Origin of the sequence: Fluviicola sp. (assembly GCF_039596395.1) — a bacterium.
Lineage (GTDB): Bacteria > Bacteroidota > Bacteroidia > Flavobacteriales_D > Crocinitomicaceae > Fluviicola.
The window spans coordinates 1,107,896-1,133,182 of the sequence record NZ_JBCNJT010000002.1 but is presented as its reverse complement, the minus strand read 5'-3'; the positions used below and the strand labels follow the sequence as shown (position 1 = coordinate 1,133,182).

General features: G+C 43.8%; 17 protein-coding genes. 6 read left to right on the top strand and 11 right to left on the bottom strand.

Features of this window, described 5'->3' with window-relative positions; all coding sequences use genetic code 11:
* Positions 1–101 precede the first annotated feature (101 nt).
* From ABDW02_RS13795 to ileS, 3 genes are all read right to left on the bottom strand, one after another.
* Positions 102–2,132, bottom strand: coding sequence for a recombinase (locus ABDW02_RS13795; RefSeq protein WP_343635380.1), 2,031 nt, complete (start codon positions 2,130–2,132; stop codon positions 102–104).
* A gap of 88 nt (positions 2,133–2,220) precedes the next feature.
* Positions 2,221–3,879 (bottom strand): T9SS type A sorting domain-containing protein, encoded by a 1,659-nt coding sequence (locus ABDW02_RS13790; protein WP_343635378.1) that lies wholly within the window; start codon positions 3,877–3,879, stop codon positions 2,221–2,223.
* 101 nt (positions 3,880–3,980) lie between these two features.
* Positions 3,981–7,460, bottom strand: a complete 3,480-nt coding sequence (ileS, locus tag ABDW02_RS13785) for an isoleucine--tRNA ligase (RefSeq protein WP_343635376.1) — start codon at positions 7,458–7,460, stop codon at positions 3,981–3,983.
* A 202-nt stretch (positions 7,461–7,662) separates the two neighbouring features.
* Here ileS and ABDW02_RS13780 point away from each other — a divergent pair, with 202 nt between their 5' ends.
* The 6 genes from ABDW02_RS13780 (at position 7,663) to ABDW02_RS13755 (ending at position 14,147) form a co-directional block, all read left to right on the top strand.
* On the top strand, positions 7,663–8,217 hold the full coding sequence (locus tag ABDW02_RS13780) for a sigma-70 family RNA polymerase sigma factor (protein WP_343635374.1): 555 nt from the start codon (positions 7,663–7,665) through the stop codon (positions 8,215–8,217).
* Entirely contained in the window at positions 8,187–9,050 is an 864-nt protein-coding gene (locus ABDW02_RS13775; RefSeq protein WP_343635372.1) for an anti-sigma factor, read from the top strand. Before ABDW02_RS13780 ends, ABDW02_RS13775 begins: the two co-directional genes overlap by 31 nt.
* Before the next feature lie 95 nt (positions 9,051–9,145).
* Positions 9,146–10,039, top strand: a complete 894-nt coding sequence (locus ABDW02_RS13770) for an LD-carboxypeptidase (RefSeq protein WP_343635370.1) — start codon at positions 9,146–9,148, stop codon at positions 10,037–10,039.
* A 68-nt stretch (positions 10,040–10,107) separates the two neighbouring features.
* Entirely contained in the window at positions 10,108–10,767 is a 660-nt protein-coding gene (locus ABDW02_RS13765) for a hypothetical protein (RefSeq protein ID WP_343635368.1), read from the top strand.
* A 133-nt stretch (positions 10,768–10,900) separates the two neighbouring features.
* Complete coding sequence (locus ABDW02_RS13760) at positions 10,901–12,799, top strand: hypothetical protein (RefSeq protein WP_343635366.1); 1,899 nt, start codon at positions 10,901–10,903, stop codon at positions 12,797–12,799.
* Position 12,800: 1 nt separating this feature from the next.
* A complete protein-coding gene (locus ABDW02_RS13755) occupies positions 12,801–14,147 on the top strand; it encodes a hypothetical protein (RefSeq protein ID WP_343635363.1) in 1,347 nt (448 codons plus the stop codon).
* A 24-nt stretch (positions 14,148–14,171) separates the two neighbouring features.
* Here the strand turns inward: ABDW02_RS13755 and ABDW02_RS13750 are convergent, their stop codons facing one another.
* From ABDW02_RS13750 to ABDW02_RS13715, 8 genes are all read right to left on the bottom strand, one after another.
* Entirely contained in the window at positions 14,172–15,614 is a 1,443-nt protein-coding gene (locus ABDW02_RS13750) for an aldehyde dehydrogenase (protein ID WP_343635361.1), read from the bottom strand.
* Positions 15,615–15,705: 91 nt separating this feature from the next.
* Positions 15,706–17,331, bottom strand: a complete 1,626-nt coding sequence (locus ABDW02_RS13745; protein WP_343635359.1) for an OmpA family protein — start codon at positions 17,329–17,331, stop codon at positions 15,706–15,708.
* 105 nt (positions 17,332–17,436) lie between these two features.
* Positions 17,437–18,129 (bottom strand): response regulator transcription factor, encoded by a 693-nt coding sequence (locus ABDW02_RS13740; RefSeq protein ID WP_343635357.1) that lies wholly within the window; start codon positions 18,127–18,129, stop codon positions 17,437–17,439.
* Positions 18,130–18,131: 2 nt separating this feature from the next.
* Positions 18,132–19,751, bottom strand: a complete 1,620-nt coding sequence (locus ABDW02_RS13735) for a HAMP domain-containing sensor histidine kinase (protein ID WP_343635355.1) — start codon at positions 19,749–19,751, stop codon at positions 18,132–18,134.
* 189 nt (positions 19,752–19,940) lie between these two features.
* Positions 19,941–21,272: a DEAD/DEAH box helicase gene (locus ABDW02_RS13730; RefSeq protein ID WP_343635353.1), complete on the bottom strand. Its 1,332-nt coding sequence runs from the start codon at positions 21,270–21,272 to the stop codon at positions 19,941–19,943.
* 269 nt (positions 21,273–21,541) lie between these two features.
* Positions 21,542–22,096: a fasciclin domain-containing protein gene (locus ABDW02_RS13725; RefSeq protein WP_343635351.1), complete on the bottom strand. Its 555-nt coding sequence runs from the start codon at positions 22,094–22,096 to the stop codon at positions 21,542–21,544.
* Between the two features lie 126 nt (positions 22,097–22,222).
* Complete coding sequence (mgtE, locus tag ABDW02_RS13720; RefSeq protein WP_343635349.1) at positions 22,223–23,572, bottom strand: magnesium transporter; 1,350 nt, start codon at positions 23,570–23,572, stop codon at positions 22,223–22,225.
* Between the two features lie 126 nt (positions 23,573–23,698).
* Complete coding sequence (locus tag ABDW02_RS13715; RefSeq protein ID WP_343635347.1) at positions 23,699–25,264, bottom strand: O-antigen ligase family protein; 1,566 nt, start codon at positions 25,262–25,264, stop codon at positions 23,699–23,701.
* Positions 25,265–25,287: the final 23 nt, after the last annotated feature.

The following is a 25,287-nucleotide window of genomic DNA, read 5'->3' as shown; positions in this document are numbered from 1 at the left end:
CTCGAATATAGGGAATCAGTGCCTTATTTCTAAAGAATTTAACATTTTGAACGAGTAAATACGTTGATTTTTAACAATTGATACAGCAATTACTGATCTTGTCAAGAATTCTTCAGGGGAAGGAAAAATGCAAGTGGTTTTTGCCTGAAATATACCCAAACGGAAAGGAATAAATACTTCAGTTCGGAAATTGGAATATCACGGGAACGCAGCGCCAGCCAAAGTGAAAGGGCAAAGCTTACAATGAAATTTACAAAACCTATAATTCCTATTCCGATGATTCCCATCACAACCGGATACCAACCAATTTCAAAATGACCGCCAAATAATCCGAGGGCCATGTTGCCCGCAGCAAATGTAATGTGCCGGATATCGAGGTTCAATCCGAGAAAAATCCCGATTGATGCAGTAGAGCCGAGAAATACTCCGAACCAGAAATTGGATGCCACTCCGGCCCATTTTGCTTCAATCCATTCCGCAAAACGTTTGGCGTTCTCTTTTCCTAAGGAAATCTTCAGCACAGGATGCTCCTTAACCCGGTTGTAAATCTTTTTGTGCTTGATCTTGTTGGAGATCGATCCTGAAATAATTCCCGCCAGGAACAGGAACACTCCTGCAATCGCCGCATGCAGGATTGCCCAGGACGCAATGGGATTCAGATCGGTCATTAAATGTTCGCTTTTGGCTTCATCCACGATGTGAAAACCTGCCATTCCCTGCAACAACCAGATCAATAGCATGGCAACCGGAAAGGCCACGAACACATTTCCCACAAAAGCAATAAACTGTGACCGGAACAAATGCGAAAATAAAATGGCAAAAGAACGGTGCCTGTCGGTATCATGGACCGAATCCGACAATCTGTTCTCAATGGATTTGACGATAGCAGCTGCGGTCATGGCCGGTTGTTTGGTTGCCAGGGTAAATCCCAGCAAATAGATTACGATAAACCCGAACGCATAATTCAGGCTGTACAATAAAGCATGTCCGAAATCGCTCACCTCTGCTTTACTTAGTACTACTTTGAACAAACACAAAAAACCCACTATCAATCCTCCGCCCATGGCAGTCAACAACATGTGCCGGTATTCCTTTTTCGATTCGGTAATGTAATGTTCTCCCGTTTTTGCCGTATGCTGAGTTACTTCGTAAGCGATTGTCTGCGTACTATCCAGCATCAACCTGCGGATGTTGTTCTTGCGGCAATTGTATTTGATCAGCCGGATCGCCAGGTAAATCGAATTATCGCGCTGGTCCTCTTTCGAATCCGTAGCCAATAAGGGCAATAATGCTTCTATACGGAATAGCTGCTGCCGGATACGCAGCAAACTCTGGTTCACGCGAATGGAAATACCAAACTTCGCACTGTTATCAAAAGCAGTATTGATAATCTGGTGACAGCCCTGAAGCAATTGGATCAAATCCTGAAAATCGGGGTCTGTGGCCGAAACCGAAAAATGGCGTTGCTGAACAATTTTTGAAACGATGATATCCAGTTTCTTTTCAAACAGTTCAAACGGACTTTCCACATTTTCGTATTCCGGAACCATGATCAGTACATCCTGTTCCAGCGCTCTTCCGCTGATCCGCTGAATGAGCAAACTGATCCCGCTGATGATTTCCGTGACCGGTGAATGCTGACTTGCTTCTTCCGCATCGTAGATCGTACTTAAATCAAGCAATACGATCAATTCATTGATTTCCGGCAAAGCAATTTCCTGGATCCACTCAAAGTCATTCTGCTTGTAAAAAACCTGGTTCAGTAAAAACTGTAACGTGTCCGGTTCCGGTTGTTCGGGTAATATTTTTGAAGCCAAACGTTCCCGCACTTCCCGCAGAAAATATGCATCCCGGATTATCCCGGAATCCGTCAGAATAGACGTGAATTTGCGGTTTTTGAATACATTCCGCAAATAAACAGCCATCGCGTAACGCCTTACAGCGTGCTCGTTCAGGTAATCCAAAAGCGGCTGAATGCTAACCGGTTTCTCTTTGTCTATTTTTTCCGGGCGAAAGTGAGCAACCAGGTCAACCAGGAATTCCAGGTTGTTCGACGTGTAATCCGCTTCGTTGTAAAAATCATCGAATAACTCGTCCAGTTCTTTCCTTCTGCTTTTTCTAAACAATTGCATTTCCCGGTCTTTGACTTAAAATTACTAAGACAAATGAAGTAACCGGTATTTCAATCCCTGAAATATGAAAGATTTAAGTTCTTTTCTCTTATAAACGAACAATTCTTGCTGTAACTATTCCCTCACCGGATTCGAAATGAACCAAATACATCCCTGATTCAATTCCCTGAAAATCAATCTCTCCTGCGGGAGCATTTATTTCTCTGACTAATGAGCCATTCAGGGAAAAAACAGATGCTTTCTCAATTTTTGAATCTGATTGGTATAATAAACGATCATTCACAGGATTTGAATAGGAGATTTGTATGCTTTTCTTCTTTTCGATTCCCAGGGAAATCAGTTTATCGAAATACATTTTCTTTACAAAACCGTGGTAATAGCTTTGAGTTGTTTCGGCTTCTACTGCAGGTCCCAGGTTAAAATCAAAATCGCCGGTGTAAAATCCGGTCATTACTACGGTATCCCCCGAATCTTTTGCAAGATCCATCACTAATATGCCCCCGGTTCCCTCAAAACGCGTTGCCCATCTTACGTCTCCGGCACTGTTGTACCAGGCACAATACGTATCGTAGGGATTATTCGGAATCAGTTGCAAGCCGGTAGTTGGCGCCATAAAGTAAGTCGTGTCATAAAAGCTCCCTAAAAATAAGATGGTTCCATCACTTAAGACTTTTATTTCCGAGATTGAATTAACTCCCTGGCATTGGATGTTACGAGACCATTGCACCGTACCGTTTTCATCGAGCTTCAACAAATACGCATTCAAATTGTTGGGCAAATTATAGGTTTCGGAACCCATTTGTACCATGCCCTGATAACGTCCTCCGATTATTGCTTCATTGTTTGCAGTTAAGGCTATTCTGTCCGAATAAGCCAGAATCGTGCTTACAATTGTTTTTGCCCACGTAAAATTTCCGTCCGGGGTTAATTTCAAGACAAAAGACTGTGGATTACTCGACGGATTCTGCACCGTGAAATCACCCGCAGATGGATCTAAATCGACCGTATCCATGAAACTACCGGTAATCCAGATATTCCGGGAAGTATCAATTACCAGGTCCGATACACCTATTCCTTCATTCCAGGTCCTAACCCATTCAAATGCTCCCGATTCGTCCAGCTTCAAGAGGAAGTTTCCTACATAGCTGTCAGGCGAAATGATTTCGGTACCGGAACCAGGATCAACATCCAAAGCTCCGGTGAATGATCCGCTCAACAAAAGGTGATCCTGATTATCGTTATCAATAAAATGGAACCACTCGTTTGAACTACTTTGTACAAGCTTAAACCATAACTGATTTCCATTTCCGTCTAATTTCAGAATTCCCATGTCCCGAGAACCGGCCAAAGAGTAATAAGTACTATCATTCAAATCAACCAGCGAATCTTGAAAATTCACAGCAAGCAAAATATTTCCCTGTGAATCAAGCACCATTAAATCCCGTTCACTGCCCTGGGGCAGAAAACCCGTCATTTTTTTAGACCACAAATAATTCCCGGAGCGATCATATTTTGCCAGATAGGGTTCAGTTACTGAATTAATAGTAGTGTATTGTGCAACTCCTGCAGATGGATCCAAATCCACGCTATCCGAAAAACTTCCATATACATAAACATTTCCGGCAGCATCTATTTCCACATAAGATCCGTTCGATGTTGCACCCTCATTGGAAATAGTCCACCCCAAATCCTGTGCATAGATTGTTGAGCAGAAAAGAAAAAAGATAACTAGTAATCTGTTTACCATGGTTTTTTGATTTATTATGGTTATTGTCCTGAACGGAAAATTGCTCCGGTTAGTTGGAAAAAGGCCCTCAAATGAAGGCCTTTTAATTTATTCTTTTAAAATCAGATCTTATCCACACGGATCAATGTATCCGCATCTTCTTCTATATCTGTAGAAAGTCCTTCGAAAGAATCGGAAGTGATCTTTAAATCCGTTGCCAGAACCTCATCACAGATAAACTGCTTATTTGCTTCTGCTGCAAGCTGGATGAATTCGGAAGATTTGAGTGTTAAACGGATTTTGTCCGTAACCTCCAATCCGGAATCCTTGCGCAGGTTCTGGATACGGTTCACCAATTCCCTGGCAACTCCTTCCATACGCAAAGACTCGGTAATAGTCGAATCCAAAGCAACGGTCAACCCGTTTTCAGACGCAACCAACCATCCCGGAATGTCTTCCGCCCGGATTTCAAAATCGCTCAAGTCAAGGATTACTTCTTCTCCGTCAACTTGTCCTCTCCAGCCTTGGTTTTGCTCGATTTGCGCAATACCATCCTGGTCCATTTGTGCTACCAAAGCAGCAATAGACTTCATCTGTTTTCCGTATTTCGGCCCGATGGTCTTGAAATTGGCTTTGATGGATTTCACAAAGACATTATTCGATGCATCCAGCAATTCCAGTTCTTTCACATTCACTTCTGAAAGGATCAATGCCTGAACGTGCTCGATATTTTTAGCAAACTGGGCATTCAGAACAGGAACCATGATCTTTTGAAGCGGCTGACGCACACGGATTTTCTCTTTCGCACGCAATCCGAGTACCAGAGAAGAAACGTTCTGAGCAATTTCCATTTGTGCTTCCAGTTCCAAATCGATCAGGTCTGTGTTCGATTTCGGGAAGAATGCCAAATGAACCGAATTCACCGGATGACGGCCCGAAAGCTCATTCAGATCCGAGAATAACTGATCCAGATAGAACGGTGCAATCGGTGAACCCATGATCGCAACTGCTTCCAGACAGGTGTATAATGTTTGGTATGCCGAGATCTTATCTGCTTCGTAATCACCCTTCCAAAAACGTCTGCGGCAAAGGCGTACATACCAATTCGACAACTGATCCGTTACGAAATCCTGGATCAAACGGCCTGCTTTCGTCGGTTCGAAAGAAGCATAAGCCTCATCTACCTGAGCAATCAATGAATTCAGTTTCGACAAAATCCAGCGGTCGATTTCCGGACGCTCTTCCAACGGAATTTCTGCTTCCGAATAATTAAACCCGTCAATGTTTGCATACAATGCAAAGAATGAATACGTGTTGTAAAGCGTTCCGAAGAATTTGCGCTGCACTTCCGAAATTCCATCTGTATCGAACTTCAGGTTGTCCCACGGCTGCGCATTGGTAATCATGTACCAGCGCGTCGCATCCGGACCGTATTTCGACAAGGTTTCAAACGGATCTACGGCATTTCCTAAACGCTTGGACATTTTCTGTCCGTCCTTGTCCAGTACCAACCCGTTGGAAACAACATTCTTGTAGGCCACCGAATCAAAACACATCGTAGCAATTGCATGCAACGTGTAGAACCATCCGCGCGTTTGGTCCACCCCTTCCGCAATAAAATCTGCAGGATACGAGCGGTTATTGTCAATCAATTCTTTATTCTCGAACGGATAATGCCATTGTGCATACGGCATCGCTCCCGAATCGAACCACACATCGATCAGATCACTTTCGCGCTTCATCGGCTTTCCGGAAGCAGAAACCAGTGTAATTTCATCCACATAATTTTTATGCAGATCGATTTGTGCGTAGTTCTCCTTCGAGAAATTATTCGGTTTAAATCCTTCCAACGGGTTTGCAGTCATGAAACCAGCCGAAACCGCTTTTTCGCATTCCGCTTTCAATTGTTCTACGGACGAAATACAAACGCGCTCATCACCGTCTTCTGTTGACCAGATCGGGATCGGAATTCCCCAATAACGGGAACGGGAAAGGTTCCAGTCGTTGGCATTTTTCAACCATTCCCCGAAACGCCCGCTTCCTGTAGAAGCCGGTTTCCAGTTGATCGTATTGTTCAGAGCAATCATGCGCTCTTTCACGTTGGTCACTTTGATAAACCAAGAATCCAGCGGATAGTACAAAACGGATTTATCTGTTCTCCAGCAATGCGGGTAACTGTGTTCGTATTTCTCGATCTTAAATGCTTTGTTCTCGATTTTCAGTTTCAGAGCAATGCGCTCATCCACCGACATGTATGCTTTCAAATCCGGGATCACAGACTTCAATCCTGCGCGCTGTTTTTGAAATTCAGCTTCCGTTTCTTCGTCTGTCAGGTAATCTGCTTTCACATATTCACCTCCCAAACCGAAAAGCGGATCGGAAACTTCCGGGCGGAAACGTCCGCGTAAATCCACCAAAGGAACCGGAACACCTTTCTCATCCAGAACAAGCATCGCAGGAACTCCTGATTCTGCAGCCACGCGCGCATCATCCGCACCGAAAGTAGGCGCAATGTGCACGATTCCCGTACCATCCGAGGTCGTTACGAAATCTCCGGAAATAACACGGAAAGCCTGATCCGCATTTTCATACGGTAATGCGCCCGGCAACAGTTGTTCGTAACGGATTCCGACCAGGTCAGAACCTTTGCACGAACCAAGTACCACAAACGGGATTTGTTTTGCCCCTGCTTCGTAGCTGCTCAATTCAGCTTCTGTTTCAACAGCAACAAATCCTTTTCCGAAATGTGCGGAAAGGAGGTCTTTCGCCAAAACAACCTGGATCGGTTCATGCGTATAAGGATTAAATGTCGAAACCAATACGTATTCGATATTCGGGCCCACACACAAAGCGGTGTTTGAAGACAAAGTCCACGGAGTTGTTGTCCATGCAAGTAGGTACGCAATGCCTTGCGTACCTACATTGTCATGGAACGGCAATTCTTGCCCATCTTTTATTTTAAACTGTGCCACAACCGTCGTATCTTTCACATCGCGGTAGCAACCCGGCTGGTTCAACTCGTGAGAGGAAAGCCCCGTACCCGCCATCGGTGAATACGGCTGGATCGTATATCCTTTGTACAGTAAATTCTTTTCGTATAACTGGCCAAGCAACCACCAAACTGATTCCATGTATTTCGGATCATAGGTAATGTACGGATCATCCATATCGACCCAATACCCCATTTCTTCCGTCAAACGGTTCCAGATATCCGTGTAGCGCATCACCGCCTCCCGGCATGCCTTGTTATAATCGTCCACCGAGATCTTCTTCCCGATGTCTTCTTTGGTAATTCCCAGTTCTTTTTCCACACCTAATTCCACAGGAAGGCCGTGCGTATCCCAACCGGCTTTACGCTTTACCTGTTTTCCTTTCAGCGTTTGGTAGCGGCAAAAAATATCTTTAATCGAGCGAGCCATTACGTGGTGAATACCCGGCAGCCCGTTTGCTGATGGCGGCCCTTCAAAGAAAACAAACGGCTCCGCCCCTTCTCTTGTCGAGATGGAAGCTTCAAAAACGCGCTCATTTTTCCACTTTTCAAGAACTGATTGCGCAACGTTCGGCAAATTCAGTCCTGAATACTCGTTATACTTCTGACTCATAAACTTTAAATCGATTAAAGGTAATTTTCAAACAGATGCAAAGGTACTAATTTCCTGCTGGATTTCAGCAGATCCATCTCAGCTATAATGGATGTCTGTGGGGACGTGATGCATCGAGTACCTACCAATCATATCTGTAATTAACCTCCCGATATTTTCCATTTTGGATTTTGAATTAATTTTATTCATTAAATTCGTTCTGTTGGATTCATTGAATAGCATAGAGATTAATGACTTGGTTCAAAAGGTAAAAGCGGGAAACCAGAACGCTTTCGGCGAAGTCTATGACCGCTATTCAGGTGCTATCAACGGCGTGATCAACCGGTTTATTACCGATGAAGTAATTGCTCAGGATGTACTTCAGGACACTTTTATCAAAGTCTGGAAAAACATTCAAATGTATGACGATACGAAAGGAAGTTTTTTCACCTGGATGCTCAACATTGCCCGCAATACATCTATTGACGCGTTACGAAAATTAAAAAAAGAAGGTAAGTCCGAAATCCAAATTCTGGAAACGACCGTAAATAGCTCAACAACAGTTCAACAGAATGTGAGTGCCATCGGTTTGAGACAATTGGTGGAACGCCTTCCTGCTGAACAGCAAACAATGATTGAGTACTTGTACTTCAAAGGCTATACACAACAAGAAGTAGCAGATGAGCTGGACCTTCCGCTCGGAACTGTGAAAACGCGTTCGCGTATGGCCATGATGGAGTTGAGGAAATGGTTTACATTATTGATATTGTGGATATAAACGAATACATAGCGTCAGGAATTTTGGAGTCGGTAACGCTCGGTCTTGCTTCCCCACAGGAAGTTCAGGAAGTGGCATGCCTGTCTAAAATCTACCCTGAAATTCAGGCCGAGTTTATCCGCGTTCAGAAACGCTGCGAGGAAATGATGCTTGAAAATGCTCAGGCACCGGATCCTTCTGTTCGTGCATCTCTGTTAAAAGCCATTGCAGAAACGCCACAGGAAAAAGCCCCTGAGAAAAAGACCGAAGCAAAAATTGTCGCTTTGAATACTGCTCCTGAAATCATAGGAGTAAGCCCGATGTGGAAAATGATGGCAGCCGCATCTGTGATCCTGGTAATCGGGATCGGTGCACTTTGGTTCTTATCCAACCGCGAAGTAAAACGCATGGATAACATCATCGCTTCCATGGAAAAAGACCAGTTGAAAAATGATCAGATCCTTCAGGCAATGACTATTGAGAAGGACCATTTACAAACGGTTCAGGAAGTATTGGCTGCAGAAAGCGTGCGTACGGTTAAAATGACCGGAACGGCTATGGAACCGGAAGCGACGGTAAAAGTCATGTGGAACACAGACATGAAGAAGGCAGTAATGCACGCAGAAAAGATTACTCCGCCACCGGCAAACATGCAATACCAGTTGTGGGTAATCGCTGACGGAAAACCGGTTTCAGTGGGTCTTTTCAACTACGATGAAGTGGAACAAATGACCGAACCTTTCGATGTAAACGCTCAAAACATTACGGCTTTTGCCATAACCCTAGAAAAAATGGGCGGAAGCCCGACACCAACTATGGAAAAAATGGTGGTGATGGGCCCAATCAACGGTTAATCAATATTCAAAAAGTAGGCCTGCGATTAATCGCAGGCCTACTTTTTTTGATCTTTTCAATTTTAACATTTTCCATTTTCAATTACCTTTAGGGTATGATTTGTCCTCCAAAATTGGTTCCCGGCGATACAATTGCATTGGTTTCTCCCGCAAAAGCTATTGAAGCAACATACATTGACTTCGCAAAAGCGTATTTTGAAGAGCAAGGCTTCAACGTACTTGTAGGTTCGCGTGCAGCCAGTGAATACCGTTATTTTTCCGGGACGGATATGGAACGCGCTGCCGACTTGCAGTGGGCAATTGATCACCCGGACGTTAAAGCAATTGTTTGCAACCGGGGCGGTTACGGTGCAATCCGTTTGTTTGATACGGTAAACTGGGCAAACCTGCTTCGCGAACCGAAGTGGTTGCTTGGATTTTCGGACATTACCAATTTCCATTGCCTCGGACTGAAACTGGGAATTGAAACGGCTCATACCAGCATGCCGCTAAATTTCCGGGAAAACACTCCCGAATCGCTGGAATCTTTGGTGAATGTCCTTCAGGGAAAACCAAACGAATACAACTGGCAACCAAATGCATCGAATAAGGCGGGAATTGCAACCGGAAATGTAGTCGGTGGAAACCTGTCAATCCTCTATTCGCTGCTGGGAACACCCTATTCCCCGGATTATGCCCACACCATTTTGTTTATTGAAGACATCGGTGAACAGGTTTATCATTTGGACCGCATGCTTTGGGCTTTCAGGTATGCAGGTGTATTTGACCGCATTGCAGGATTGATCGTTGGAGGAATGACCGACATGAAGGACACAGCAACTCCAACGGCATGGAATGTGGAAGAACTGATCCTCGAACACACCAAATACCGTTCGTTTCCAATTGCATTCGATGCACCCGTGGGCCATATAAACGACAACCGGGCTTTTATTTGCGGACGGGAAGCCACATTTGAAGTTACGGAAAACCACATTTCTTTCGTCCAATAGAAAGATTTCTTAGTTGGTACTGTTTTTGCTTCGTCCAGTTCTGTATTTTTGCACTTGAAAATTGACTTATGCGTATTTTTCTGATTGGGTTTCTGATTCTTGTACTTTCTTCCTGTGTGGACATTTGGGATGATATCACCCTTCACGCAGATGGTAGCGGTACCTATAAGTATACCGTGAACATGAGCGCGAGCAAAGTAAAGATCAATTCGATCCTTGCATTGGATAGTGTGGATGGAAAACGCGTTCCCAAACTCCCGGAAATCAAGGAGAAAATAGAATATTACCGCAATAAGCTCGAGGAAAAAGAAGGCATTTCCAACGTGCGTGTAGAATCCGATTACGACAATTTTATTTTCAAGATCTATGTCGATTTCGAATCGGTTTCGGACCTGCAAAGCGGCATTCGCGAAATTATCAAAGAGGAAGTCAAAGACAAAAGCGATCCTGCTCTGAATGAGAACTGGCTGACCTGGGATGGAAAAACCCTGACCCGTGTTGTTCCGAATTTTCAAAGCGTCATCCAGAAAATGAAAGCGGAAGACCAGGAAAAACTCAAAAAAGGAAAATATACCTGCGTTTCCCGCTTTGATAAACCGATTGTAAAATGCGATAACGCACAGGCAAAAATTTCCCCGTCGAAAGTAGCAGGCCTGATCGAGTCGAATACCTTTTCAGTAGGAACAAACCCTTCTATCCTGAAAAGCACCTTCGTTGTTTCCAACTAGTTTCCGCGGATTGCTCAAAAAAGCAGGCATTTTAACACAAGTTATCAACCAAATACCCGTTGATAAACCAAATCGGTATTTCAATTCAAAAAATGATTTTACTTTCGTGTAGAATCCGTTCATTCATCCATTTATGAAAATTAAAATCTTAATTCCGATCACCCTTTTGGGAGCAATTTCATGGGGGCAGAAATCAGAAGATATCATTCCTAAAGATGCCGTTACGGTCTTTAGCCTGAACAATATTTCCATTCTTCAGAAGGTTTCCATGGATGAATTGGTTTCCTACGATTTCATGACCGAATTGCAGTCCGAATTATTCGACGGTTCTACCCAGGGAAAAACCCTGAAAGATGCCGGGATCGATTTTAACCAGAAGATGAATATTTTCTACGGAAAGAACCCCGAATTCGAAATTTCGGGCTTTACTTTCGGGATTACGGACAAAGAAAAATTGTTTACGGTTTTCGATGATTTCGACCGCAAAGAAAGTTTGGTTGCAGGAACGGAATACTACAACAATTACTTCAATCATTTGATGATCCAGGGAAATGTGGGCTTGTTGATCCGCGTGGATACGGACCAGGAAAAACTGACTGAAATCACCGATTCTATCTGGACTTCCCGTGGATTTGAACTTCCATGGTATGAAGATGAGTACTTCGACGAAGAACAGATGGGTGATTACGATGAGGAAGAACTGACAGATGACGATCCGACTATGAACGAGGAAGGCGATGAAGTAGAAGAAATCATTGAAGAAGAAGTGGACGAAACACCGATAGCTGTGGACGAAACAAGTGATCTGTTCAAGAATTATTACGAATTGCGCGACAGCATCGAATCGGAATATTCCCGCAAACGGCTGGAACTGATTACCGAAGAACTTTTCGCAAAGAAAGTAAACCTGAAAGCACAGGATGCGCGTTTGGCTGCTCAGTTGACTCATCCTTCAGACGGGATTTTTTACCTGGATAACAGCCGTAATTTCAAAAACACAAATAGTTTGTTCTACCTGCAAGCCATGTTCCCGGATCTGTACCGTGACCTGAACGAATTGTACACGGGGAATGTCATGCTGGGCGATATCGTTTTGAACCAGAAATCCATTGATCTAAAGATAGAAGCAAACTATGGTAACGGGCTGGGAAGTATCTACGAGGAACTGAACAGTGCCAAATTCGATAAAAATGTGTTGAAATACATCCCGAAAAACAATACCGGATTCTTTACTTACAAGATCGATTTGAAGAAAGGCTATGAAAAAGCGTATGAAGTGATCATGCCGATCCTGAGCGAAGAGAAAAATGCACGTATTTCAGCAAATGTACTGACGATTGAATTATTGAACGATTTCATCAACACCGACGAGGTTTTCAATACCTACAAAGGAAGTATGTTCGGTACCTTCAACGGGATCAAACGGGTGAAAACAAAACGTGTGGAGTTCTTCTACGACGAAGAAACATTCGAATACGGTGAAAAAGAAATCGAGTCGGAAGAAGACATGCCGGTTTTCACTTTAGGGTTTACAACAGGCCGTCCGGATATCCCGAACAAGATCCTGAAACACATGTCGCGCATTACTTCCCAGTTCAAGAACATGGGCGATTACTGGGTATACGAAGAAGCGATCCTGAATTCAGTGCCTTTGTACATGATCAATAAAAACGGGTTGTTCATCTTCACCAATGACGAAGATCTGGCGAAAAACCATTCCAACGGATACGGAGCAGATGCTATTGCCGGAAAACAAGTGAAAAATGCAGTGAAAAGCGGTTCTATTTACGGATATATGAACCTGGGAGACATGATCAATCGTCTTCCGGAATCCATCCTGAACGATCACCGTTTTGATATCCTGGCATCCATGAAAGGTAAAAAAGGAGAAGTGGAAGTAATTTCTTCCAAAACATCCCGCCAGAAAACAACCTACAACCTGACGTATAGCTTTGACGGCACTTTCGACAACGCAGGAAAATATTTATTGGATTTAGTGAACACCGCTTACCTGATATCCACAACGAGATAAAATGAAAGCAGAAGGGGTTGGAAATAAAGTTATGTTAATCGCATTGCTGTGCGCAGCATTGGCGTTGTTTCTTTATATCCGTCCGCGCCTGTTTGCCGGTGACCCGCCCCCAAGCCTCCTGGATCGTCTTCCCGAAAGTGAAGTGGTAGGAAGGTACAACTTGTTGAACATCGCCAAGGAAACAAACTCGCTGATGTTTAAGAACAAAGTTCCTTTCAGGGAGTACATGACTTACGACTTTTTACTGGGTCAGGCAAAAGGAATCGGGATCGATATCCAAAGTACAGGTTATTTTTTCTCCAACGGAAAAGACGAATGGGGAACCTTTGTAACAGTGATTGACAGTTCCAAAATCCAAAACGGGTTGAACCGCCTTGAACAGTACATTCACGTTTCCGACACGGTGGTTTACAACCGGAAAGTCAAGAAAATCAAAGACCTCGGCCTCTACATTTTCTACGACAAGGATTACCTGCTGGTTTACAAAGGGACCAAGATCAAAAGGCGCATCGGGAAAGCTATTTTTGCGCACGAAGGAGACATTGAAAATTCCTGGGAGAAATTCCTGAAGAACCCGGTATTCAAAGACGAAGACATCGTACTTTATTCGCATTCCCCGCGATTGAAAAAATTCGGGTTGGATTATGCTTTGTGCGCACATGACAGTGATTCGCTCAATATCAAGCTGAAAACATACCTGCATTCCAGCAAACCGCTTAAAATAAAAGAAAAGGAATCGGGAATGAGCTTTGAAAGAAGCAAACATTCTACGAAAGCACTGGATATTCACCTGGATATCTCCGAATTTAAAAAAGATCCGAGCGGGCCGCTTTACAAATGGATTCTTGATCTCGGGAAAAAAGTGAGTTTTCCTACCTCTACATTTTTTGAAGCCTGGGATGGCGATTTATCCTTCCAGGAAGGCGGTACACAGCTGATTAATGAAGAGGTCGTTGAAATCGGTTACGACGAAGAATTCAACCCGGTAGAAGTCCGGAAAGTGAATAAAGTAGCCGTTCCGGGATATTCTCTTCTGTTTTCGGTGAATGAGAACGGCCAGAAACTGGTTGCGGCGCTCTTTACGAAGGGAATTGTGACCAAGCAGGGAAAACACTACCACTTCCTGTTTTCTCCACCGCTAACACTCAATATTCTTCCGAAAAGCATCAGTGCCTATACTGCCGGGAAATCCCCGAAAATAACAACCGGTTCTTCCTGCAGTGGTCTGTGGAATTACCGTGGAACAGATGTGCTTTTCCGCATTGATTCCCTGAAGAAAAAAGAGGTTTATGGCTCGCTCGAATTCGAGGTTGCAAGTTTGATCAAACGGGGGAAAAATAAAAGATAATTGAACCTGTATATAATCCTAATTTTAATAAGGAATAAACACATTCTTCGCTTCGGTAAAGAAACGCAGTGCTTCCCAACCGCCTTCTCTTCCTACTCCGGAAGCTTTTACTCCACCAAATGGTGTTCTCAAGTCGCGAACCAGCCAGGAGTTGATCCAAACGATCCCAGCCTGTACTTTATCTGCGGTTCTGTGCGCTCTTTTCAGGTCGGATGTCCAAATAGTGGCACTAAGTCCGTAAACGGTGCTATTCGCCATCATTAACACTTCTTCTTCGGTATCGAAAGGAGTAATTGTCACCACCGGCCCGAAAATTTCTTCCTGGTTCGTTCTGCAGTCATATGAAAGACCTTCGATCACGGTCGGAGCGATGTAATACCCTTCGTTGTAAGGAGCATCCAGGATCACGCGTTTTCCTCCTGTCAGGATTGTTCCTCCTTCTTCTTTGGCCAATTCGATGTAAGAAAGCACTTTTTCCATGTGTGGTTTGGAAACAACAGCGCCCATTTTCGCATTCGGATCGGAAGGATTGGAAACCGTCAATTGGTTGACACGTTCTACAAAAGCCGTTTTGAATTTTTCGTAAATGGTTCGTTCAATGAAAATACGTGATCCGCACAAACAGATTTGTCCCTGGTTGGCAAAGGAAGAACGAACCGTGGTTTTGATCATTTCATCAAAATCACAATCCGCGAAAATGATATTCGGGTTCTTTCCGCCCAATTCCAGAGACAACTTCTTGAACATCGGTCCGGCAGTACGCGCAATGTATTCACCTGTTTTCGTCCCGCCGGTAAATGAAATGGCTTTGATTTTCGGGTGTTTCACAATCGCATCTCCGGCATGTTGGCCCAATCCGTGAATAATATTCAGAACACCTGCTGGCATACCGCTTTCTTTTACTACTTCACTCAACAAGTATGCAGTATATGGTGTAATTTCAGAAGGTTTTGCAATCACGCAGTTACCTGAAGCCAAAGCCGGGGCAATTTTCCAGGAAAACAAATACAGGGGAAGGTTCCACGGTGAAATACATCCGACTACTCCGATCGGCTTGCGGGTTGTATAGTTGATTCCCATTCCTTCCATGTAATGCGATTCGGAAGCAAAGTGCTCCACTGCCGTGGCGAAAAAATGGAAATTGGAAACCGCGCGCGGAATATCCACATGCGCCGCCAATGAAAGCGGTTTTCCGTTATCGCGGGATTCTGCAGCCACAAATTCATCCATGCGCTTTTCAATACCCAAACTGATACGCATCATGATGGCACCGCGCTCTTCATTGGTCATATTCGACCAGATCGGGAATGCTTTTTCAGCAGCCTGAACCGCCAGTTCTACATCTTCTTCCGTAGAATTCGGAATTTCTCCATAAACTTTACCGGTTGCCGGTTCGTAATTATCGATGTATTGCCCCTTAACCGGTGCAAGTAATTCTCCGTTGATAAAGTTTTGAAGACGAATCATTGTTTTCTATTTTTCATTGCAAAGATAAGAAAAAGCGAATGCTTTTATCATTCCGGGTAGGGGTGGAAAATTTTTCACCCCTACCTATATTTTACATTTTAAATTTCACGCCAACCTGCAAATACAGGGAGAAATTCAGTCCTCCGGAATTCAGGTAATTGGTGCAGACCCCGAGGTTGGTGTAAAACCGGTCGAATGACAGCGAAAAGGGATTGTTATTGTAAGCCGCGCCGATGTACAAAGCGTGGATCAGTCCGGCGTTCGGACGATCACTGATGAATGTGAGATTGGTTCCCGCGTAAGCCGCCAATGTGGGGTGAAAATCATGGATCAATGAGCGGTTTGCATTCCCGATAAACGTCTGCTTGTAAGGGTCGAAGGAAAAGATCAGGTAATCTGTTTCGAGCATTGCCTGGAACCGTGCTTTCAGATCCACTCCAAGGTTTAGGCTGTACTCGAAACGCGTGCCCGTATATTGCGCATACCCGGAAATGGCCGCCGCACGGAAATCGTAATTCCAGTAAGTTGCTTCGAGTCCGTATTCGAGCGCATTCAATCCGCCTCTTGATTCCGGTAAACATTGATGCGGGCCCAGGGTATCCAGCGGATAATTGATTTTCAACGAATCTCCCGACGGAATGCAGGTTGAGCGATTGGAATAAACGTTCCAATCTTTGTTTTTCAAATATTCAGCCGGAACGCTTGCAAAATAATAGGGCCTGTTGCGTATCCCGAATTTGGTATGCCATTCGATCGGCCGGTCGTAATTTTTATCGAAATAATAGGACCTGGAAGGCGAAACATAATCCTGCGGAACGATCAGCAGGTATTCTCCCTCTAGCATTTTCTTTCGCAACTGTAAATGCTGCATGATGTAGACTTCCGGCAAAAGCTCCGATTTCAATTTCAGCGGGGCATTCATATCTTTGTCACAGACAATGCATTCGTTATAGTCGGCATGGACTTTTTTCTTTGTCAAGACCCCGTAAGATTCAAAGTCGGCTTCCTTAATTCGCGCCCTGTAACGCTCGTGGCGCCACCAGCCTTCTCCGCTCATTTCCAGCTTCCACTTAATGATTTTCGCATATTGGGAACCTTTCGTGAGTGTGTAATAAACCTGGTTCCTGGAGAATAAATGTGGTTCCATTTCCAGGATTACCATATTGCTCCTGCCGTCATTGAAGCGGATAATGTTGCAATTCTTCATCACCGAATCAGAAAGCACAAAGCAGGTTTTCGTATTTCCGAAGTATTCGTACAATTCGGTAGAATCTTCCACCAGTTTTCCGGCATAAAACAAATGGATTTCGACCCTCCTGTGATTATCATTGGGATTGCGAAGTGCATTTTCTTCTCCGCGGGCAAAGCTGGAAACCGGAGTTTTTGCAGGAAGGATCTTAACCAAATATTCTTTGACTTTATCCGCCCGTTTGTGAGAAAGGCGCATATTCAGTCGTTTCTTCCCGGTAGAATCTGCATAGCCAATGACCTGCAAACTATCTATTTTCTTCAGGTTGTGGGAAAAAATGTATTTGTTGATCTCCTGTTTGTTGTCTTCCAGCAATTTGTAATCACCGCTTGGATAATAAATGGAAAAGACTTCCTGGGCAGACGCGTATTGATTACTGAGCACCAACAGGTTCAGTAACAGGCCGGTTTTTATACCCCAAGAAAAAAGACCCGCCAAACGACGGATCTTCCGATTATTTTTCCGCATCACTGAGCGAATATAGTTTTTATCCTGAAAGTTTCAACGTTCAAAAAGTTCCGGAGGTTCCAAATGTTGAACTTTTAAACTCTTTAAACCGTTTGATCCTGTCCACTATTCGTGAACAATCAGTTTGAATCCTTTTCCGTGGATATTCAGGATTTCGATGCGCTCATCTTCTTTCAGCAATTTGCGCAATTTGGCAATGTATACATCCATGGAGCGGCCGTTGAAATAGTTGTCATCTCCCCAGATTGCACGCAAAGCAGCTTGTCTGTCCAAAACTTCATTGCGGTTTTTGCACAACAGGTGAAGCAACTGCCCTTCCTTCGTTGTCAGCTTTTTATTTTCCTCTTTCAAATGAAGGATTCGTGAAACCGGTTCATACTGGATATTCCCGATTTGCTGAATTTCGCTTTCGTCGTTATCGGAACCGCCCGTACGTCTCAAAATTGCTTCGATACGCGCCAGCAACTCTTCCATGGTAAACGGTTTGGTCATGTAATCATCCGCACCACTTTCGAAACCTTCCAGTTTATCTTCCTTCATTGCTTTCGCTGTCAGGAATAAAATCGGGATTTTAGGATCAATCAAACGGACTTCTTTTGCAAGCGTAAAACCATCCATTTCAGGCATCATTACATCAAAAATACAGAAATCGAAATGTCCGTCTGTGTATTTTTCATACGCGTGCTTTCCATTGCGGGCAAGCTCTACCTGATAACCTTTGGCTTTAAGAAACGTTTGTAATAATTGACCTAAATTGTCATCATCTTCTGCTAATAAAATTGATTTTTGCTTAGCCATAATTATCTTTTTATTGTTACACGAAATTCTGAACCTTCTCCTACCTGACTCGTCACATGCACGCTCCATCCGAACATGTCGGAAAGTGCTTTCACGTAACTCAGCCCCAACCCGAAACCCTTCACATTATGAACGTTTCCGGTCGGAACACGGTACAATTTATCAAATATTTTCGAGATATGTTCACGTTTTATTCCAATTCCTTTATCAATCACAGACAATTCCAAACGATCGGCAAACACTTCCAGTTTTACCGTCACGTGAATTTTGTCTTTGCTGTATTTAATTGCATTATCAACTAAATTGTTCACCATATTCGTGAAGTGCATGCGGTCTGCTTCAATGTACACTTCCTGTTTCGGCATTTGAAGGATTAGTTCTCCATCCATCCCGGCAATGCGGAAGGATGCAGTTTTGGCCACCGATTGGATAACTTCTACCACCGGAACCTGTTCCATCTTCACTTTCAATTCACCGCGATCAATCACCGCACTTTGTAAAATGGACTCCACGAGCACACTCAGACGCTTGTTCTCTTCCTGGATCATCTTAACGAATGGTGCTGCATTTTCCGTTTGTCCACCCATCATCGAAGGATCGTGCATTGCTTCGCACGCCAGTGAAATCGTTGAAATCGGTGTTTTAAACTCATGGGTCATATTCGATATGAAATCATTTTTCATTTCGAACAATTTCTTCTGGGTCAAAATCGTACGGAACATGTAAGAAATCGTAATGATAATGAGTACCGCAAGGATCAAACTCACAATCAGCAAACTTCCCATGGATTTCAATACGAAGAACTTACTGTTCGGGAAATTCACATGCAGCATCAATTTGTCTTCCAGGATCTTGTTCGGGAACAACATGGCGACATGCGTTTTAACCGTATCCAGTTTCACATCGTAATTCGGAACCGTTTGCTTGTCGAATTTCACCGGCTCATTGTTTTCTTCCACCACAACGAACTTGAAATCATCAGGCAGCTTATCCGCCATCAGTTCTTTCCGGATTATAGAATCCAGGATCTTCAGATCGATGCGTTTTTCCGGGTCCAGGTACATGTTGTCTCTGAAGGTTTCCACCATCAATTCGTTGATGTATTTCGCTTTTTTGACAATCTTGTGCATTACCCGCTGATCCAGGTGATAAGCTGCGCGCACGGAATCCTTGTGGAATAAGCTCATGCCTCCGCCATCGAACAATTCGTGGATTTGTCTCACGTCGCGGGCAAGTACTTCCTGCTTGGAATACAATCCGGAGATCGAATCGTAGCTATTCCCGGTAACGATCAGGTAATTTTCAAGTTTTCCCTTTACCGTCAGGACCGTATCGCGGATCGAAATGGATTCTTTTACTTCAAATAAATTTTGGAATTCTTCCTTGAGTACATCTTTGTATTGCCCGGAAACGTCTTTACTCATCAGGTTTGAGTACCTGCGGACATCTTCTACTTTCTCGTAACGGATGGCTATCCGCTCCAGGGCCGTGTTGATCTTACTCTTAAAATCATCTGATTTCCGGTCATACAATTGAAGAGTTTGAAAAATCTGGATCAGCAAAAGTGCCAGCATGGCAATCCACACTGCAGTAATTACAAGATTGATCCGAATTTTAATCATAGATAGCGAATGTAGGTGAAATGTTAAAATTAACAAGTCACTTAACGTTTTTTAGGAATTGAAAAGATACTTCGACTCCGCTCAGTCTCCTTTCAATTCATATCCGTCTTCCACTTCAGAAAATTTTTTAGTCCCTCAGTATGCTCCTGTTAGTTGAAATACGGTGACTGAGCGGAGTCGAAGGCAGCACTATTTCTTCTTGCTCCCGCGCTTCTTCGGCTTTCCATACTTTTCCTGCATGGCTTTCTTGTGATTGTAGCGCACATTCACCTTTTTGTTTTTGGCTTTCTTTTCGTGGAATGCAGGTCCGGCCTCATCTTTGGCAGGCGTTTTCACCAGGGTATTCTTCATAGCCACCTGTGGCTTCTCAAACTCCAGTACCAGTTCTGACAATTCCACTTCCTCCGGGAATTCAGTAATAGCTACCTGCTTATTCATAAATGCTTCAATCTGCCCGAAAAACACCTTGTCCTTTTCCGAAACAAAACTAATCGCATGACCTTCTTTGTCCTGGCGACCAGTTCTACCGATCCTGTGGATGTAATTCTCCACGTTATCCGGAATATCAAAGTTGATGACGTGTGTCACATCCGTCACGTCGATACCACGCGCAATCAGATCCGTTGCGATCAACACCCGGTAAATTCCGTTCTCAAAGTGATTGACTGTATTGAAACGGAAATTCTGTGCTTTTTGTGAGTGAATAATTCCCAGTTCAATCTGGAGAAGAGGTTCCAGTTCGTCAAATAATTTTTCGGCTAAAACGCGTGAAGAAACGAAAACAAGCACTTTGGTCATGTCCTTATTTTCTTCCAGCAAGTATTTCAACAAGTTTACCTTGGAAGTAAAATTCGGAACTGAAATCGCGTCCTGTTTGATTTTCTCCAACGGAGTTCCCGCACGGGCAGCCTCCACCCGGATCGGGTTATCGAAATAATTATCCAGGAATGTTTCTACCTCTTCCGAAAGTGTTGCCGAAAACAACAGGTTTTGTCTTTTTTCCGGAAGCAACTCAAAAATGCGCATCAACTGCGGCCTGAAACCTAAGTTCAGGGTTTCATCCACCTCATCGATCACCACTTTTTTGACATTCTTCAGTTGTAAAGACCCGTTGGCTGTGAGGTCGAAAATACGGCCGGGCGTTCCCACCAGAACATCCAATCCCTGCAACACCATTGCTGCCTGGGTATTGATATTCGCTCCACCATACACTCCGCCTACAACCACATTCATGTAAGGCGTCAGTTTTTCAACTTCCCGCACCACCTGAACAACCAATTCCCTGGTCGGAACAATGATCAGTATCTGCGGGTGCGGTTCTTTGGAAAATTTCCACAAAGAAAGCATCGGAAGCAGGTAAGCCAGCGTTTTTCCCGTTCCCGTTTGCGCCAATCCGATCACATCCTTTCCGGACATCATCACTGAAAATCCAGCCGACTGAATGGTGGTCGGTGTTGTATATTCAAGTTCGTCTAAAGCCGTTAATATCGGTTTTTTGATATTCAGATCGTGAAATGTCATGCGGGAAATTTTTCACAAAGGTAAGCAATCCATTTTTGTGAGGCCGCAAGTCTGTGTACTTTCTAAAACCCAACTCACTTAAACTGAAAATCAGGAGAAAAGTTGGTACCGGTTTCGATTCGTTCAATCTCCTTTTATGGGAAAGAAAAACCCCGGCATTCAAAATATTGCGAAAGCCGGGGTCTTTTTGCTATGAGTTAGCCGGTATGTCCTGAATTTATTAAGCCGTAACTCTAATTTCGATTCGTTTGGACGTTTAACTGAGTCAATTACATTTTAGGCATCAACACTTTGTCTACTACATGAATCACACCGTTTGATTGGTACACATCGTAAGTAGAGATGTTTGCCACGTTTCCTGCTTCGTCTTTGATCGTAATGTTGTGATCTCCGTTCATCATCGCCCACAATTTACCTCCGGAAACAGTCATCATTTCTGCTTTTCCTCCTCCTTTTTTAATAGCTGCCGCAATGGTATTGAAATCCATTTTTCCGGCAACCACGTGATAAGTCAATACTTTTGTCAATGTTGCCTTGTTCTCTGGTTTCAACAAAGTTTCTACTGTTCCAGCCGGAAGATTTTCAAATGCGTCATTTACCGGAGCGAAAACCGTGAACGGGCCTTTTCCCTGTAATGTTTCAACCAAACCTGCTGCCTTAACCGCTGCAACCAATGTTGTGTGGTCTTTTGAATTCACTGCATTCTCCACAATGTTCTTTGCCGGGTACATTGATTCACCACCAACCATTACAGTTTGAGCAAATGAATTTGAAAATAAAGCTGTTGAAGCTACTAACGCAATTGATAATAATACCTTTTTCATAATCGTCAAGTTTTGAATTAAATAATTTGACTCAGTTACGACCTGAAAAAAGTTTTGGATTTCTGCAACGTGAAAAAAAATGAAATTTATTTGAAATTAAATTACAAAAAACTGGAAACCAGTTAATTAATTTAAAAGCAAAAGTCCTATTGTAAAATAGATAAACAGTCCCAGGACATCATTCGTGGTAGTAACAAAGGGACCTGTTGCCAGGGCAGGATCAATTTTGTACCGGTTCAGAACGAGCGGGATCATGGTACCGAAAATCGCTGCAAAAATGGTCACTGTTAAAAGAGAAATACTTACTACGAGTGCCAGGCGGTAATCATTGAAGAAATAGGATATACCGAAAATCAGGGAAGAGCACAGCAGCCCGTTTACCAAACCTACGATGGCTTCCTTTCCGACTTTCGAAAGGATACTGTCAAACGGATCGTTTCCGCGCGCCAGTGATTGCACTACAATTGCGGAAGATTGAACTCCTACATTTCCTCCCATCGCTGTGATCAGTGGGATAAAAAATGCCAGCGCAGGAAGGTGTGTGATATTCGTTTCAAACCGCGAAATAACCTGAGCACTCAGGATTCCGCCCAGCATTCCGATTAAAAGCCACGGCAAACGCGCTCTTGAAATCCGGAAAACACTTGAATTGGATTCTACTTTTTCCGAGATACCGGAAGCCAACTGGAAATCCTTGTCCGCTTCTTCCTTGATCACATCCACCACGTCATCGATGGTAATGCGGCCTACCAATTTACCCTGCAAATCCACCACGGGAACAGAAACCAGGTCGTATTTTTCCATCACCTTGGCAACCTTCTCGGAAGAATCGCTGGTGGTAACGAAAATCAGGTTTTTTCCTTCGTACAGGTCCCGGATCGGGGTTTTCGGACTGGCGAAAAGCAAGCGTTTGAGGGAAAGTACTCCCACTAATTTATTGAGATCATCCACGACGTAAATCGTATAAACCTGCTCCACGTCCTCTGCTTGTCTGCGGAGTTCGACCAATGCACGGTTCACTGGCCATTCGAGTTTTGCCTGGATGAATTCCTTTTGCATCAAACCTCCGGCCGTGTCTTCGTCGTAATTTAAGAGGTCTACGATATCATCTGCGGCATCGTCGTCCTCCATCTGGGAAATAACCTCCTGGATCTTTTCATCCGGAAGTTCTCCAAGGATATCGGCAGCATCATCAGAATCCAGGTTCTCCAATTGCTCAGCCATTTCCTTAGACGATAAAGAAGCCAGGAAACGGTCCCTTACTTCTTCCTCCAATTCCATCAGAACGTCGGCCTGAAGCTCTTCATCCAATTGATAATAGAGGTATTTGGATTGCTCCATGGATAACTCATCCATGATTTCGGCAATATCCGCAAAGTGAAGATCGGTAATGTGCTGTTTGATCCATTGATCATCCTCCGACGAGATAGCTTGTCGGATGCGCTCCAGAAATTCTTTCGTTAGTTCAAAACGCATGGATACTCAATTTTGGTGCAAAAGTAAGGCTTTCAAATCCAAGAAGCAACCCCTTGCAGATTACGCAATTATTAAATCCATCTTCACTGGAAATTTGCAGGGATGAAAAATTTTTCGCCGCTGCAATTAACCTCTGTATAAAATCTTTCTGCCGGTAATGAAGAACGCGAAGAAGAAGGCTACGAATGAAACACCGGTCTGTGTTTGCAAGGTATCTTCGATCAGGAATGAAAGCATGGTAATGACCAAAAATCCGGTCCATTCGAACGCATTGATACGCAACGCAGTTGCAAGCTGAATAAACCACAACGCAGCAAAAGCACAAAAACAAATTATTCCGGCAGCTATCCAGGTTGTCAGGAATTGGTTGTGGGTCAAATGCTGGTTTTCAAGCGTTAATTTGGAATGATTGGTCTTGTAGGCTTGGGCAAAAGCGGTTTTCATGTCTCCGATTCCCACACCGATCAGTGGATGCGATCGGATGATTGTAATCCCGGCTTTAAGCGATTCGATTTTTTCCAGGAGCGATTTTCCGTTCGGGTCCTCCGCGTTGCTGAGCTGACCGCGCATACGGTACAATTGCGCTGAAATCCCTCCTTTTGCCATTTCCACGGAAGCAAAGCCCAATTCCACATTCCGGATGTCCTGTTTGCTCATTTTCTGAAAATCGACGGAATCCTTCCGCAATCCTTTTGAGGTCATATATCTCCAGAGAATATTCCGGATCGGGTTTCCTTTTAAATCCACTCCTGTCCGGTAATTTACAGCGGATGCTTTGGACCATTCTTTCTCCAGTTCTCCGTCCGCAATAAATGCTTGTACGGGATAACCGTTTTCCCAATTAATCTTCCAGATCAGGTCAAAGGTGTATTCGTTCCCATTTACTGTTTTCTTACCGTAATCTTCCCTTTTCACCTGCATCTTATGCGGAGTGGGTTGCAGGTTGATATACAGGAAAATTCCCACGAACAGGATACAGGCACTGAACGACGCAATAAATGTCCGTTTGATCCAAAGCGTGCGAATCGATTTTACTTTAAACCAGAACATCATCAAGACTACCCCGGAAAGGGTAAAAACTCCCATCCAGATTTGGGAAAGGATGGTGTAGTAGATGAACCAGGCAGCCAATAAAACGGCAATCCAGCGGTAAGGAAATTTCCGGATCCACCAGGCCGCACAAAAAACCACTGCAAGGATAATCATCATGGCATAACGCAGGTGCGAAACGAACAGGGAAAGACTTCGGATATCGTCGTAAACTTTGGAGCCCCACCAGTGAAAATAAGTTCCGGTATTGATGAAACTCGACAGGAAAACAGCTACCAGGAAGGTCAAAACGACCCATTTGTAATGTTTGAAATCCGTGAGCGGAATAGCAATGATGGTCAACGGAATGGCATAAAGAGTCAATTCCCGGCGGATCATGTTCCAGGCTTCGTGTTTATCCGTTGTCCATAGAACCGAAAGCAATTCCAGGGCGAAATACGCGAAGAGCAACCAAAGCCAGCGGTTCGAACTCCAGTTTTTCCAAACCGTTTTCCAATCCCAAAGGAGAATTACATTGAGACCTAAAAGCATCGTTCCAATGGAAAGAGGAATCTTGCTGAAGGGCAACCCTGCTGCAATTCCCATCATTGCAACCAATTGAATATAGTAATGAACGGATTTCCCGGTCAGTTTATCCAGCATAAGTAATCGCTATATAAATCGAT

Excerpts from the sequence above, each read along its gene's own strand:
- ABDW02_RS13795 (WP_343635380.1), bottom strand. The coding sequence starts at position 2,132 with ATGCAATTGTTTAGAAAAAGCAGAAGGAAAGAACTGGACGAGTTATTC.
- ABDW02_RS13790 (WP_343635378.1), bottom strand. The coding sequence starts at position 3,879 with ATGGTAAACAGATTACTAGTTATCTTTTTTCTTTTCTGCTCAACAATC.
- ileS (WP_343635376.1), bottom strand. The coding sequence starts at position 7,460 with ATGAGTCAGAAGTATAACGAGTATTCAGGACTGAATTTGCCGAACGTT.
- ABDW02_RS13775 (WP_343635372.1), top strand. The coding sequence starts at position 8,187 with ATGGTTTACATTATTGATATTGTGGATATAAACGAATACATAGCGTCA.
- ABDW02_RS13770 (WP_343635370.1), top strand. The coding sequence starts at position 9,146 with ATGATTTGTCCTCCAAAATTGGTTCCCGGCGATACAATTGCATTGGTT.
- ABDW02_RS13765 (WP_343635368.1), top strand. The coding sequence starts at position 10,108 with ATGCGTATTTTTCTGATTGGGTTTCTGATTCTTGTACTTTCTTCCTGT.
- ABDW02_RS13760 (WP_343635366.1), top strand. The coding sequence starts at position 10,901 with ATGAAAATTAAAATCTTAATTCCGATCACCCTTTTGGGAGCAATTTCA.
- ABDW02_RS13755 (WP_343635363.1), top strand. The coding sequence starts at position 12,801 with ATGAAAGCAGAAGGGGTTGGAAATAAAGTTATGTTAATCGCATTGCTG.
- ABDW02_RS13750 (WP_343635361.1), bottom strand. The coding sequence starts at position 15,614 with ATGATTCGTCTTCAAAACTTTATCAACGGAGAATTACTTGCACCGGTT.
- ABDW02_RS13745 (WP_343635359.1), bottom strand. The coding sequence starts at position 17,331 with ATGCGGAAAAATAATCGGAAGATCCGTCGTTTGGCGGGTCTTTTTTCT.
- ABDW02_RS13740 (WP_343635357.1), bottom strand. The coding sequence starts at position 18,129 with ATGGCTAAGCAAAAATCAATTTTATTAGCAGAAGATGATGACAATTTA.
- ABDW02_RS13735 (WP_343635355.1), bottom strand. The coding sequence starts at position 19,751 with ATGATTAAAATTCGGATCAATCTTGTAATTACTGCAGTGTGGATTGCC.
- ABDW02_RS13730 (WP_343635353.1), bottom strand. The coding sequence starts at position 21,272 with ATGACATTTCACGATCTGAATATCAAAAAACCGATATTAACGGCTTTA.
- ABDW02_RS13725 (WP_343635351.1), bottom strand. The coding sequence starts at position 22,096 with ATGAAAAAGGTATTATTATCAATTGCGTTAGTAGCTTCAACAGCTTTA.
- mgtE (WP_343635349.1), bottom strand. The coding sequence starts at position 23,572 with ATGCGTTTTGAACTAACGAAAGAATTTCTGGAGCGCATCCGACAAGCT.
- ABDW02_RS13715 (WP_343635347.1), bottom strand. The coding sequence starts at position 25,264 with ATGCTGGATAAACTGACCGGGAAATCCGTTCATTACTATATTCAATTG.